Below are 13,096 nucleotides of genomic sequence, written 5' to 3'. Positions count from 1 at the left end.
CTTTATTTTATTTATACCCAATCACGTGCCGGGAGAAAATCGGTATACAGCTTAGCCTCTGCACTATTTGCTGCGGGCTGCCAGTTATATTCCCAGTGTACAGTGGGAGGGAGGGACATCAATATGGATTCCGTACGCCCCCCTGACTGCAGGCCAAATAGGGTGCCGCGATCATAAATTAAATTAAATTCCGCATAGCGACCGCGTCGATACAATTGAAAGTTTTTTTCCCGTGGGCCAAAAGGTAAAGATTTTCGGCGGGCAACAATCGGTGCATAAGCTTTGATGTAATGATCACCAATGCTTTTCATTAAGCCAAAGCTGTGTTCAAAACCGTGTTCATTATAATCGTCAAAGAAAAGGCCGCCAATACCGCGGGCTTCCTGGCGGTGTTTTAAATAAAAATAACGATCACACCAGCTCTTAAAACGCGGATAAATGGCTTCACCAAATGGTTGGCAAGCTTGTTTCGCAGTGTCATGCCAATGCTGGCAATCTTCTTCAAAGCCATAATATGGCGTTAAATCGAAACCGCCGCCAAACCACCACACAGGAGCAGCATCATCGCGTTCCGCTACAAAAAGACGCACGTTTGCATGCGAAGTGGGGACATAGGGGTTTTCCGGATGAATGACTAACGATACGCCCAATGCGGTAAAACGGCAACCAGCAAGCTCAGGTCGCAGGGCACTCGCTGCGGCGGGAAGTTCACCACCTTTTACGTGCGAAAAATTAACCCCTGCTTTTTCAAAAGTTGAACCTTTAAGAGTACGGGTAATACCGCCTCCACCTTGCTCACGCACCCACTTGTCTTCGGTAAACCGCTTATCATCCAAGGTTTCCAGGGCAGAGCAAATATTATTTTGCAGTTCCAATAAGTAAGCTTCAACCATATCAATCGCATTAGCAGGGAGTGCGGATATTGTACTGTTCATGATGATATTACCGGTGATTTTTGGTGTGAATAATATACCAAATTTTGTGCATTTTAACGAATGGATTTACATTTTTTGCGTTATCTTTTTCTCTTTTCTCGCCTATAAAATGGTATAATACAAATCAGTTTTGATATTTCTTGTAGTCGAGAGTTCGGTGCATTCTTCTTCGCTTCCTGCTTTACTATCCAAGCTTGCAATCGCTCCAATGATTGATTGGAGTTACACTCATTTTCGCGTGCTCATGCGGCTACTAGCGCCGCAAGCGCTGGTTTATACGGAAATGCAAACTCCTGGGGCCATCTTTAATAATCCTGCACGGGCTTTAAGGTTTAGCCCAATAGAAAAACCCATTGCTTTGCAGTTAGGTGGTTCAGACAAAAACTCTTTGGTGAAATGCGCACAAATAGCCGAAGAGCAGGGGTTCGATGAAGTTAACCTAAATTTGGGATGCCCCAGTGATAGGGTGCAAGCGGGACGTTTTGGCGCTTGTCTTATGAACGAACCAGAGCAAGTTGCTGAATGTCTTGCGGCAATGAAAAAAGCAGTTCATATTCCGGTGACTGCTAAAACCCGCATAGGCATTGATCATCAAGACAGTTATGAGTTTTTTGCGACTTTTGCACGTAGGTTAGTTCAGGCAGGATGTGATAAATTAATTGTACATGCGCGTAAAGCTTGGTTGCATGGTTTAAATCCAAAGCAAAACCGCACCATCCCGCCGCTGCATTACGATTATGTGTATCGAATTAAACAAGAATTGCCAGATATTCCAATTGTTATTAATGGCCATATTAATGATATAGCGGCCGTTCATGCACACCTGAACCAGGTCGATGGAGTTATGATCGGACGGTTGGCGTGTCAGCATCCTTATGCAATTTCCAGTATTCATCAGACCCTTTTCCCGCAAGTGGTAGTGCCAAGCCGTGTCGTTATTTTTGAAAAATACATGGATTATTTATACGAGGCTTTTGCAAAAGAAGCTCCCTTAAGCATGTTAATTAAACCGGCATTGAATCTTGCTCATGGTTTGCCGGGTGCTAAATTTTGGAAAGAAATGATGATAAACATTCAAAGAACGAAAGACTTGCAGCAATTTGCAAAAGCTTTGGACCTGTTAAACAGGATGGAACTTGCAGTGGCAATTTAATTCGATACAAACATGTTTAATTTGTTTAGATATGTTTGATGAAGAGCAAAATTTTAATACGTATTGTTACATTAATTATTGGTTTAAATTTGCTCAAATATTATATTTTTTGTATAATTGATACATTTTACATTGTGTAATTTAATCTGTGGTTCCTATGCCTATATTAGAATTAGCTTTTAAAATTTTATTAGATGATGCTTTAAATGGGAAGGTTGAAGCTTTAAATAAATGGGAAGAACATGCAGAGGCTCATCTTTTCACCACGGAACAAATAAAACAAGCTTTGGGTGTGTTCCGAGCGTGCGACGGGTCCTGTCTTTTCAGAAAAAGCAATGCTCTTTTTCTAGAAGCAGTATGGTACCACTATGGTTTGCTAGACGATTCCGGCCATAGCAAAACAATCCTTTATTATGAAGCGTCTATCAAATTAGGTCATAGCACAGCTATGAATAATCGCGCCTATATGCATCAGCATGGAAGCGGTGGCGAGGTAAATTATGTTGAAGCGATCCGGCTTTATGAGGCGGCTATTAAATTAGGTAATGCGGCTGCCATGAATAATCGCGCCTACATGCATCAGCATGGAATCGGTGGCGAGGTAAATTATGCTGAGGCGATCCGGCTTTACGAGACAGCCATCGAATTGGATGATGCTGATGCCATGTATGATCGCGCCTGTATGCATCAGCATGGAATCGGTGGCGAGGTAAATTATGCTGAGGCGATTCGCCTTTACGAGGCAGCCATCGAATTAGGTGAGAGTGCGGCTATGAATAATCGCGCCTATATGCATCAACATGGAATCGGTGGCGAGGTAAATTATACTGAGGCGATCCGGCTTTACGAGGCAGCCATTAAATTAGGCGAGAGTGCGGCTATGAATAATCGCGCCGCTATGCATGTACGGGGCGAGGGGGGCGAGATAAATTCTGCTGAGGCATGCCGGCTTTATGAAGCGGCTATCGAATTAGGCAATGCCATGGCAATTTATAATCGTGCCTATATGCATGCGCATGGTTTGGGCGGTGACAAAAATTATAGAGAAGCCCTTGCACTTTATAGAGAATACGAAAGCAAAACCCATGTAAAGCTTGATATAAGTGATCTTCATAAAAAAATAATTACTGAATTAAAGGGAAACCATGAGCTTGGCAATTTATATGCCAAAATAGACCAGATGTTTCAGCATGGAGAGGCGATTGGTTCTGCAAAAGGAGAGAGGGTAAAAGCACATGCCAAAAATCTTGAAGCCAAGCTGGATGCGTTTCTCCTTAAGCATTATGAAGGCAACAGTCTAACCGGTGAGAAAGAACAAGCGTTTAAGGCTGAATTTACTCAATATCTGCATAGCAAAGACAAAGACATGGGAGAGCATAGAGCCGTGTGGAAACCCATTATTGCCAATATCCTGATCGCATTAACTGGCATTGGTTTTGTGGCGCTTCTTGCCAAAATAATTGCCCATGCGCTTACAAGTCATATCAATAAGACGGATTTTTCACTAAACAAGGCTTGTTTTTTCGCAGAAACTCGCACCCAATGCTTGGCTCTGGAAATCGAGCAGGCGAATAATTGGACTTTATGTAAGGCATAAATAAATAATACGTCAATGAAATGGCCGAAAGCTTTGAACCCTTGATTAGGAAATGATGTAAATAAAATTCTTGAATTAATTTAAACGCTCTATTGCTGTATTTGTATCTCCGTTGCAGGAAAGCGACTTAAGTCTTTACCTCTTTATCCTTAAAAATTTCCTACTTTAAGCCGAAGATCTTGTTTTTTATGGATTAAATGCGAGTTTTGTTGTATAATTATTGCCTATTTTGTTTTTTAAAAGATGACTATGACTATTTTAAACTTTCAATGTTTATTGAATGATGCCTTAAACGGTAAAGAGGAAGCTTTAAATCAATGGAATACACACACCATCGCTCATGATTTCACAGAAGAAGAAATAAGCCAGGCGCTTAAAGCATTTGCGGCAGTTGCAGCGACGGATTCCAAAAAAAGCTATGCCTTATTTTTAAAAGGCTTATGGTGCGAAAATGGCTTGCTAGAAGATGAGGATTATAGCGAAACAATTTCCCTTTATGCGGCAGCCATTGAATTTGATAATACGGCTGCCATGGTTCGTCGCGCCTACATGAACCAGGAAGGGATGGGTGGCGATGTAAATTATGCTGAAGCGCTCCGCCTTTATGATAGAGCTATTGAACGCGGAAATGCTGATGCGATGAATAACCGTGCCAATATGCATGAGAATGGACTGGGTGGTGATGTAAACTATGCTGAAGCGCTCCGCCTTTATGATAGAGCTATTGAACGCGGAAATGCTGATGCGATGAATAACCGTGCCAATATGCATGAGAATGGACTGGGTGGTGATGTAAACTATGCTGAAGCGATCCGTCTTTATGAAATGGCCATCGAGCTCGGCAATGCGGCTGCCATGAATAACCGTGCCTTAATGCATGCATTGGCCAAGGGGGGAGTACGGGATTATAAAGCTGCAATCCAGCATTTTGATGCAGCCATCAAGCTTGGGCATGCTTCTGCCATGTGTAATCGTGCCCACATGCACCAGAATGGATTGGGTGATGAGATAAATTATGCTGAAGCTATCCGTCTTTATGAAGCCGCTATCGAACATGGGGATGTTCCTGCCATACTTAGACGCGCTTTTATGCATCAGGAAGGTTTGGGAGGCGCCAGGAATTACAGAGAGGCTCTTTCCCTTTATGAAAAATATGAAGAGGAAACGGGAGAAGAAGCAGATGGCTTGCAGGATTGTCGTAAAAAAATAATTAGCGAATTTAGAGAAACCAACAAAAAACTTGACAATTTATACGCGCAAATAGATAAGCTGTCGCAGCATGGAAAAACAATTGGTTCCAGGAAGGGGGAGATGGTGCAAGTGCATGCTCAAGAGCTTGAATCCATGTTGAATGCATTTATTCTTACCTATTATAAAAATGACACAGTACCGAGTGGTGAAGAAGAGCAGCTTTTTAAAGCAAAGTTTATTCAATGTTTAAAAAGCAAAGATAAAGAAATGGGGGAACATAGAGAAGCATGGAAGCCCATTGTTAATAACGTCTTGATTGCACTAACTGGTATTGGCTTTGTAGCACTCCTTGCCAAAATAATTACCCACGCGGTTACGAGTCATCTTAATAAAACCGATTTTTCATTGAACAAGGCTTGTTTTTTTGCAGAAACTCGCAGCCAACGTTTGGCCTTGGAAATTGAGCAGGCGAACAATTGGGTTTTATGCAGGGCATAATTAACAAGACGCTAATGCAAAGACTCAAAGCTTGAATCTTTGCATTAGCTGTGATGCAGATAAAATTCTTTAATTAGCTTAAAACGCTCTATTGCTGGTACGTATTTGTAATGATTGGCCGCAGGGAATTGACTTAAGTCTTTACCGCCCCGTTGCATCTGGCGCTTTAGTATTTGCTCAAGTGTTTTCTTGCGCCCATTTCTCAGAATTTCATATAACACCATAAACGTGCTGGTACGGCCAGAGCCGCCGCGGCAGTGGAAATAAAGCCAGGTATCAGCTGGCACAGTTTTTATGAAGTCTTCAAACGCCTGGACTTGTAATTTGTCAGGTGCCATGTGATCCGTTACATAAAATCGCTTATACCGAAGTCCCAATGCACGCACCAATTCTTCTTCAGAAGCCACTTCACGAGGTTGCAGCCATACGGTTTCCAGCGGTTTGATTGCACCTGAGAATTCTTTGTGAAGTTTTGTGTGCACTCTAATGGTTGCTTTATTTTTTATATCGAGGAGCAGCTTTCGCTGTACTTCCTCTACTGCATCTGGGAGTTTGTTTTTATTAGCCCAATTCCTAAAACCAAACCAGCTTATCGGCATGCCAGCCACAAATCCATGCGATTCTTTTCGTAAATCCACCACAATAATAGGCGCGTTAATTTGATTTTTGATGCGCAAAAGTTGTGCATGCGTAAACTGGCCGCTGCCAATAGCTCGTAATCCATTATTCTTTAATATGCGAAAGCGCTTGGGAAATGCTTGTGCGCCATCATTGTCCAGAACGAGGTAAGGCATTGGATAAGCATCATTTGCCGCAAAGAAAAAAAAATACGCCGCGACTAGAAACCCAAAAACTCTGCGTAGTAATAATGCAGGCTTAATCAACATTCAGGTAAATTGACGGCTAAACCGCCCATAGACGTTTCTTTATAAATGCTTTGCATGTCCATGCCGGTTTGTTTCATTGTTTTTATGACTTTATCCAGAGAAATTTGATGCTGTCCATCTCCGATTAAAGCCATACGCGATGCATTAACCGCTTTGACTGATCCCATGGCGTTTCGTTCAATGCAGGGGATTTGCACTAATCCTAAGACAGGATCGCAAGTCATGCCCAAATGGTGTTCCATAGCGATCTCGGCAGCATTTTCAATTTGCTCTACAGTGCCACCCAAAACAGCAGTCAATCCTGCTGCGGCCATGGAGGAGGCAACACCAACTTCTCCCTGGCATCCTACCTCAGCCCCGGAAATCGAAGCGCCTTTTTTGTAAAGAATGCCAATGGCTGCGGCCGTCAAGAAATAAATCATAATATCTTCCTTACTCATTTTCTCATGGGCTTCTTGACAGTATTTTAAGACCGCAGGAATAATGCCGGCAGCGCCATTTGTAGGTGCGGTAACGATGCGGCCACCAGCAGCATTTTCTTCATTAACAGCCATTGCGTATAAATTCAGGCGGTTCATGATGTCGGATTGTTCGTAAATACTGGTTACGCCTTTTTTTTCATTTAATTTTTTATATAAATCAGGGGCGCGTCTTTTCAAATTTAAGCCGCCCGGCAGTGTCCCTGGGTGATGGCAGCCGCTTTCGATGCAATTATCCATGACCTTGGCGATAGCAAGAATGCCCGTTTGAATTGCATTTAAATTACGCCAGCTTAATTCATTAGCCAGCATGAGCTCCGCAATGGATAATTGATGTTGCTTACATAATGAGAGTAATTGTGCTGCAGTATCGAAAGGATAGGGTATGCGAACGCTTGCTGTACTGGTTTGCTCAAAATCTTCTTCGGTGGTTATAAAACCGCCGCCAATGGAATAATAAACTTGCCTTAACAAAACTTTGCCATCAGCATCCAATGCAAAAAAACATATGCCATTGCTGTGTTTTGGTAAAACTTCTTTCTGCAGGAAAATAAAATCTTCCTGTTCACGGAAGAAAATATGCTTCTTGCCACCGAGATAAAGGGTCTGCGTTGCTAAAATTTCTTGCATGCGAGGAATCATGCTCTCGGGAACTACCGTTTCAGGTAATTTGGCTTCCAATCCATTTAAGATGGCTTTGTCGGTGCCATGCCCTTTACCGGTTAATGCTAAAGAACCATATAATTCAATGCGCACGCGATTGGTTTGGTCAAAAAGGGAATTTTTTTCTAGCCGCTTTAAAAATTCATTAGCCGCCAACATCGGGCCTACGGTGTGTGAGCTGGATGGCCCAATGCCAATGGAAAATAAATCAAATAAGCTGATGTTCATGAATTAACTCAACAGGGTAGTTTTTGCCAACGGTATAAGATGAATCTTAGCACACTAATGGATGCCGGGTTAATACTCGCAGGCAGAATGAGATACTCATTTTATGCAGTGAAAACTGAGCCATTTGCTCACGGTTAACATGCTTGCAGCCAAGCCTTTTTTTGCAGAGTCAGCATCAATTTCTGGGAGGAATTTGTCATTTCTATTCATTTTATCGATAATGCAAGCATTTGTACTGAGATAAAACATGATGATTGCAGTTTATGGGGCAGGTTATGTTGGTTTGGTGTCTGCTGTTTGCTTTGCCAAACTTGGGCATCAAGTGATTTGCGCGGATATCAATAGCGACCGGATCAAGCAATTAAATGCAGGTGAGTGTCCTATCTATGAAGAGCAATTACCGGAATTATTAAAAGAGCAATTGTCTTCCCGGCGCTTACATTTTACTTCTGAGCCCGCGCTGGCAATTTCCAAAGCCAATGTCCATATTATCGCCACCGGCACCCCAAGCTTGCCAGACGGCAGCGCCGATTTATCGCAAGTGTTCGCTGTGGCAGTACAGGTTGCCCGTGAAACGGAAGCGGATGCTTTACTGGTTACTAAATCTACAGTACCAGTAGGTACTGGCACTGCCATTGAAAAGCTGGTGCAAGAAGAATTGGCTCGCCGCGGAAAACTACATCGCATTGATGTAGCATCAAATCCTGAGTTTTTGCGTGAAGGAAGTGCCGTATACGATTTTTTAAATGCCGATCGCATCGTAGTCGGTGGTAATGAAGCTGCACTGAAAAAATTACAAAAATTGTATCAACCGCTCACTTCCCAAGGGATTCCCCTGGTGCAGATGAGTCGGGTTTCCGCAGAACTGACAAAATATACTGCCAATACCATGCTCGCCTGTCGGATTAGTTTTATGAATCAAATAAGCAATATTGCAGCTGCAGTAGGTGCTGATATTGATGAAATTCGCGAGGGTATCAGCCTTGATCACCGGATTGGCCCTCATTTTTTGCAAGCCGGTATAGGGTATGGCGGCTCATGTTTTCCGAAAGATACGCGCGCGCTTATCCAAACCGCCCGCCAGCTTGGGATGAATCGAAGTTTGCTGGCAGCCATAGAAGAAATCAACCAATTACAGAAAGGCTGGGTGGTTCAGCAATTGAAAGCCCATTTTCATGATGAATTGCAAAACCTTACAATCGGTATTTGGGGCCTGGCGTTCAAGCCTGGAACGGATGATTTACGTGAAGCCAGCAGTTTGGTAATTATTGAATCTTTATTGGCAGCGGGTGCTAAATTACGCTTATATGATCCAGCCGCGATGCGATCATTGCAAAAACAAGCTGAATACTCTCCGTCAGTGGCTTGGTGCAATTCTGCCGAGCATGTACTTGAAGGTGGCGTCGATGCCTTGGTGATTGCGACTGAATGGCCGGTTTTCAGGGAATTTCCCTTATCGGTTCTTGCTCGATTGTTAAAGACTGCACCATTATTTGATGGGCGTAATTGTTTTGAGCCGATAAAAGTGCAAATGGCCGGAATATCTTCTTATTATTCTGTGGGTAGACCCCACCTATTAGGCAAGGATATCAACAATGCAAGTTAAAAAAGCTGTTTTTCCTGTCGCAGGTTTAGGTTCGCGCTTTCTGCCGGCAACCAAAGCCAATCCGAAAGAAATGCTTCCCATCGTGGATAAGCCTCTTATCCAGTATGCTGTTGAAGAAGCAGTACGCGCTGGCATGACGCATATGATTTTTATTACCAGCTCCAGCAAACGTTCCATCGAAGATCATTTTGACAATCATTTTGAATTGGAGACTCGTTTAGAAGAGCAAGGCAAGGAACAATTACTGGCTTTGGTTAAGAATATCTCCCCCCCCGGGATCCAGTTTACCTACGTCAGGCAAAACCAGCCTTTAGGGTTAGGCCATGCTATCCTTTGTGCCGAGCATGTTGTCGGCAACGAACCATTTGCTGTTTTACTGGCAGACGACTTGATTGATGATTTGCAATCGCCATGCCTTGCTGCTATGGGCGAATATTTTATGCAGGATGGTGATTCTGTTATCGCGGTGCAACCGGTGCCCTGGGAAGACATTCATCAATATGGGGTAGTCAGCCTATGCGATCATTCAATCCATTACTCTGCCATCCAATCGATTATTGAGAAACCGAGCAAAGCCCAGGCTCCTTCTAATTTAGCGGCGGTTGGGCGTTATATTTTCACTCCTGCAATTTTTTCATGTTTAAAGCAAACGCAAGTTGATCACCGCGGCGAAATTCAACTAACAGACGGCATACAACGATTATTGCTTCAAAAAAAAGTACATGCTTACCTTTTCCGTGGCAAACGTTATGACTGTGGTTCAAAATTAGGCTATTTACAAGCTACTGTAGAATTTGGTTTACGCCATGCAGAGATTGGAGACGCCTTTGCTGCTTATTTGCAAGAATTTAATAGGGAGCATGCATGTGCTTTATCCGATTGATCTTATGGTAATTTGTACTTGGCGTACCGGTCGATCTCTGGCAAGATCCAACTGATTTGATTACTCCAGTGAGGGACTATGAAAGTTTTGGTTGCAGTGAAGCGCGTGATTGATCCTTATGTAAAAATTCGGGTTAAGGCAGACCAGAGTGGTGTGGAAACGTTAAACGTTAAAATGTCCATGAACCCTTTTGACGAAATTGCTGTGGAAGAAGCAATTCGATTACGGGAAAAAAATCAAGCTGCGGAAGTTATTATAGTCAGCCTAGGCAGCGATGCTTGTCAGGAAACTTTAAGGCACGGTTTAGCATTGGGAGCGGATAAGGCTATATTAGTGCGTACAAACCAAACGTTTTGCAGCTTGAATACAGCAAAAATTCTGCAAAAAATAGCTGATAAAATCCAACCTGCCCTGATTATCATGGGCAAGCAATCAATAGATGGCGATAACAATCAAACCCCGCAAATGCTGTCTGCTTTGTTAAATTGGCCGCAAGCTACCTATGCGTCAAAAATTGATTTAAATGACGGCTGCCTTCATGTCACGCGCGAAATTGATGGCGGTCTGGAAACTTTGGAATTGGGATTGCCGGCATTAGTTAGCACTGATCTTCGCTTGAATGAACCGCGTTATGCCAGTTTGCCCAATATCATGAAAGCCAAGCAGAAACCGTTGGAAGTGATCGAGCTTGACAGTTTAAGCTTAACGCTTAACAAACACATCGAAGTATTGAGTGTAAAAGCGCCTCAGACACGCAATGCGGGAATAAAAGTGGATTCTGTACAAGAGTTGATGGATAAATTACAACACGAAGCCAAAGTGCTTTGATAGGGAGAAACAGTGAGCGCTTTAATCCTTGTTGAACATGATAATGCCAATCTTCATCCTTCAATACGTAATGTATTAACGGCCGCATTACAGCTAGACGATAAACCAATACTGCTTGTTGCAGGATATCAGGCAAGTGCGGTAGCCGCACAGGCAGCAGCCTTGGCGGGCGTTCATGCCGTTTGGTATGTGGATCATGCTGATTACGAACACCAACTGGCTGAAAATGTCAGTCTTTTGCTTGCTGATGTGGCTGCCTCATTTAATTTCATTTTGGCGGCTTCAACTTCATTTGGTAAAAATATATTGCCACGGGTGGCTGCTTTGCTCGATGTGGCGCAAGTATCGGACGTGACGAAAATTTTGGATCAAAATACATTTGAACACCCCATTTATGCAGGGAATGCGATCGAAACAGTCCGCGTCATGGATAGCAAAAAAGTATTAACCATACGTCCTACCGCTTTTGATGCAGTGGTTACAACCCAATCTCCATGTTGTATTGAACATATTGAAAAAATATTTCCGCAAGAAAATACAAAGTTTATCAGCCGCGAACTCAGCCAATCGACCCGCCCTGATTTGGCAAGTGCTAAAATTGTAGTTTCCGGAGGCAGAGGATTACAGAGTGCAGAAAAGTTTAAGTTGGTTGAAGAATTGGCTGATGCTTTGGGTGCTGCAGTTGGGGCTTCACGCGCTGCTGTAGATGCAGGCTTTGTTTCCAATGATTATCAAGTTGGCCAGACAGGCAAGGTGGTTGCCCCCACTTTGTATATCGCAGTTGGGATTTCAGGTGCGGTGCAACACTTGGCAGGGATGAAGGATTCAAAAATAATTGTGGCCATCAATAAAGATGCCGACGCCCCCATATTCCAAATTGCCAATTATGGCTTGGTGGGCGATCTGTTTGAATTGATACCACAGCTTATTGATGCAATAAAACAAAGAAGAATGGAGTAATAACGCATGTTAGTGGGTGTACCTAAAGAAATTAAATCACAAGAAAATCGGGTCGGCCTTGTTCCGGCAAGTGTGCGCGAAGTAGTGCGCGCCGGCGGAGAAGTTTTAGTAGAAACAAACGCAGGGCTTGGGATTGGTATCAGCGATGAACATTATCGCGCAGCAGGGGCAGAAATTGTTGCAACTGCCGATGAAGTATTTGCTCGTGCCGAACTGATTGTAAAAGTAAAAGAACCGCAACCCATTGAATGTAAACGTTTGCGGGAAGGACAGGCTATTTTTACTTATCTGCACTTGGCTCCTGACCCACAACAAACACGCTTGCTTAAAGAATCAGGCGTCACGGCTATTGCCTATGAAACCGTGACTCAAAATGATGGTGGTTTGCCTTTGCTAACGCCTATGTCCCAGGTTGCCGGGCGTATGTCCATCCAGGCTGGGGCGCATTGTTTGGAAATGGCGCAAGGCGGCAGCGGCGTGCTGTTGGGGGGCGTTCCTGGTGTATCCCCAGCTAATGTCGTAGTAATTGGAGGCGGAGTTGTTGGCACGAATGCGGTACGCATGGCTATGGGTATGGAAGCGCACGTAACTGTTCTGGATAAGTCTTTATCACGCTTGCGGGAATTGGATTTCCAGTTTGGCTCAAAATTAAATACCATTTATGCGACCGCGGAATCCTTGGAACAATATGTAACGGCAGCGGATTTGGTGGTTGGCGCGGTACTGGTTCCTGGCGCTGCTGCGCCGAAGTTGGTAACGCGTTCGATGCTGCGCGCCATGAAACCAGGTTCAGTCGTGGTGGATGTTGCCATCGATCAGGGCGGATGTTTTGAAACAAGCCGTCCGACTACTCATCATGAACCTACTTATATGGAAGAAGGGGTGGTGCATTACTGTGTGGCGAATATGCCAGGTGCTGTCCCTAAAACGTCCACGTTTGCCCTTAATAATGCGACATTACCTTTTGTCTTAAGTTTAGTTACCAAAGGCATAAAACTCGCATTATTAAGTGATGGCCATTTGTTAAACGGTTTAAATGTGCACCAAGGCATGGTTACCTATGAAGCTGTTGCGCGCGATTTAGGATATGAATATGTCGCTGCTACGGATGCTTTGGCGAGATAATTTTTAAAGGCAGCAATTGCTGCCTTTTGCAAGCGTTATCTTAATTCAACTGACCATGCAAGG

The 13,096-nt window shown here is 43.6% G+C and carries 11 protein-coding genes; 8 read left to right on the top strand and 3 right to left on the bottom strand.

Going from position 1 to position 13,096, the window contains the following annotated elements:
- Positions 1-11: 11 nt before the first annotated feature.
- Positions 12-935 carry an oxygen-dependent coproporphyrinogen oxidase gene (gene hemF, locus NKV53_RS04085; RefSeq protein ID WP_127057613.1) on the bottom strand — a complete coding sequence of 308 codons (924 nt, stop codon included), beginning with the start codon at positions 933-935 and terminating at the stop codon, positions 12-14.
- Positions 936-1,092: 157 nt separating this feature from the next.
- Here hemF and dusA point away from each other — a divergent pair, with 157 nt between their 5' ends.
- The 3 genes from dusA (at position 1,093) to NKV53_RS04070 (ending at position 5,374) form a co-directional block, all read left to right on the top strand.
- Entirely contained in the window at positions 1,093-2,088 is a 996-nt protein-coding gene (dusA, locus tag NKV53_RS04080) for a tRNA dihydrouridine(20/20a) synthase DusA (protein WP_267899674.1), read from the top strand.
- Between the two features lie 157 nt (positions 2,089-2,245).
- Positions 2,246-3,685 carry a tetratricopeptide repeat protein gene (locus NKV53_RS04075; RefSeq protein WP_253350718.1) on the top strand — a complete coding sequence of 480 codons (1,440 nt, stop codon included), beginning with the start codon at positions 2,246-2,248 and terminating at the stop codon, positions 3,683-3,685.
- A gap of 249 nt (positions 3,686-3,934) precedes the next feature.
- A complete protein-coding gene (locus NKV53_RS04070) occupies positions 3,935-5,374 on the top strand; it encodes a tetratricopeptide repeat protein (RefSeq protein ID WP_253350716.1) in 1,440 nt (479 codons plus the stop codon).
- A gap of 44 nt (positions 5,375-5,418) precedes the next feature.
- On the opposite strand, the gene NKV53_RS04065 is transcribed toward NKV53_RS04070, so the two are convergent.
- Together NKV53_RS04065 and NKV53_RS04060 are read right to left on the bottom strand one after the other, a co-directional pair.
- On the bottom strand, positions 5,419-6,168 hold the full coding sequence (locus tag NKV53_RS04065) for a hypothetical protein (RefSeq protein ID WP_253350714.1): 750 nt from the start codon (positions 6,166-6,168) through the stop codon (positions 5,419-5,421).
- Between the two features lie 86 nt (positions 6,169-6,254).
- A complete protein-coding gene (locus tag NKV53_RS04060) occupies positions 6,255-7,631 on the bottom strand; it encodes an L-serine ammonia-lyase (protein ID WP_127057300.1) in 1,377 nt (458 codons plus the stop codon).
- A gap of 247 nt (positions 7,632-7,878) precedes the next feature.
- On the opposite strand from NKV53_RS04060, the gene NKV53_RS04055 reads away from it, so the two are divergent.
- From NKV53_RS04055 to ald, 5 genes are all read left to right on the top strand, one after another.
- A complete protein-coding gene (locus NKV53_RS04055) occupies positions 7,879-9,237 on the top strand; it encodes a UDP-glucose/GDP-mannose dehydrogenase family protein (protein WP_126953485.1) in 1,359 nt (452 codons plus the stop codon).
- Complete coding sequence (gene galU / locus NKV53_RS04050; protein ID WP_126953486.1) at positions 9,227-10,120, top strand: UTP--glucose-1-phosphate uridylyltransferase GalU; 894 nt, start codon at positions 9,227-9,229, stop codon at positions 10,118-10,120. Before NKV53_RS04055 ends, galU begins: the two co-directional genes overlap by 11 nt.
- Positions 10,121-10,198: 78 nt before the next feature.
- Positions 10,199-10,948 carry an electron transfer flavoprotein subunit beta/FixA family protein gene (locus NKV53_RS04045; RefSeq protein WP_126953487.1) on the top strand — a complete coding sequence of 250 codons (750 nt, stop codon included), beginning with the start codon at positions 10,199-10,201 and terminating at the stop codon, positions 10,946-10,948.
- A gap of 12 nt (positions 10,949-10,960) precedes the next feature.
- Positions 10,961-11,908 carry an electron transfer flavoprotein subunit alpha/FixB family protein gene (locus NKV53_RS04040; RefSeq protein WP_127057301.1) on the top strand — a complete coding sequence of 316 codons (948 nt, stop codon included), beginning with the start codon at positions 10,961-10,963 and terminating at the stop codon, positions 11,906-11,908.
- Positions 11,909-11,914: 6 nt separating this feature from the next.
- Positions 11,915-13,033 (top strand): alanine dehydrogenase, encoded by a 1,119-nt coding sequence (gene ald, locus NKV53_RS04035; protein WP_126953489.1) that lies wholly within the window; start codon positions 11,915-11,917, stop codon positions 13,031-13,033.
- Positions 13,034-13,096: the final 63 nt, after the last annotated feature.

Origin of the sequence: Legionella sp. 27cVA30, assembly GCF_024160945.1 — a bacterium.
In the GTDB taxonomy this organism is placed as follows: domain Bacteria; phylum Pseudomonadota; class Gammaproteobacteria; order Legionellales; family Legionellaceae; genus Legionella_A; species Legionella_A septentrionalis.
This window is presented reverse-complemented; position numbering and strand designations above follow the sequence as displayed.

What these genes read in the sequence shown, in the direction of transcription:
- hemF (WP_127057613.1), bottom strand. Translation starts at nt 935, where the DNA reads ATGAACAGTACAATATCCGCACTCCCTGCTAATGCGATTGATATGGTT.
- NKV53_RS04075 (WP_253350718.1), top strand. Translation starts at nt 2,246, where the DNA reads ATGCCTATATTAGAATTAGCTTTTAAAATTTTATTAGATGATGCTTTA.
- NKV53_RS04070 (WP_253350716.1), top strand. Translation starts at nt 3,935, where the DNA reads ATGACTATTTTAAACTTTCAATGTTTATTGAATGATGCCTTAAACGGT.
- NKV53_RS04065 (WP_253350714.1), bottom strand. Translation starts at nt 6,168, where the DNA reads ATGCCTTACCTCGTTCTGGACAATGATGGCGCACAAGCATTTCCCAAG.
- NKV53_RS04060 (WP_127057300.1), bottom strand. Translation starts at nt 7,631, where the DNA reads ATGAACATCAGCTTATTTGATTTATTTTCCATTGGCATTGGGCCATCC.
- NKV53_RS04055 (WP_126953485.1), top strand. Translation starts at nt 7,879, where the DNA reads ATGATGATTGCAGTTTATGGGGCAGGTTATGTTGGTTTGGTGTCTGCT.
- galU (WP_126953486.1), top strand. Translation starts at nt 9,227, where the DNA reads ATGCAAGTTAAAAAAGCTGTTTTTCCTGTCGCAGGTTTAGGTTCGCGC.
- NKV53_RS04045 (WP_126953487.1), top strand. Translation starts at nt 10,199, where the DNA reads ATGAAAGTTTTGGTTGCAGTGAAGCGCGTGATTGATCCTTATGTAAAA.
- ald (WP_126953489.1), top strand. Translation starts at nt 11,915, where the DNA reads ATGTTAGTGGGTGTACCTAAAGAAATTAAATCACAAGAAAATCGGGTC.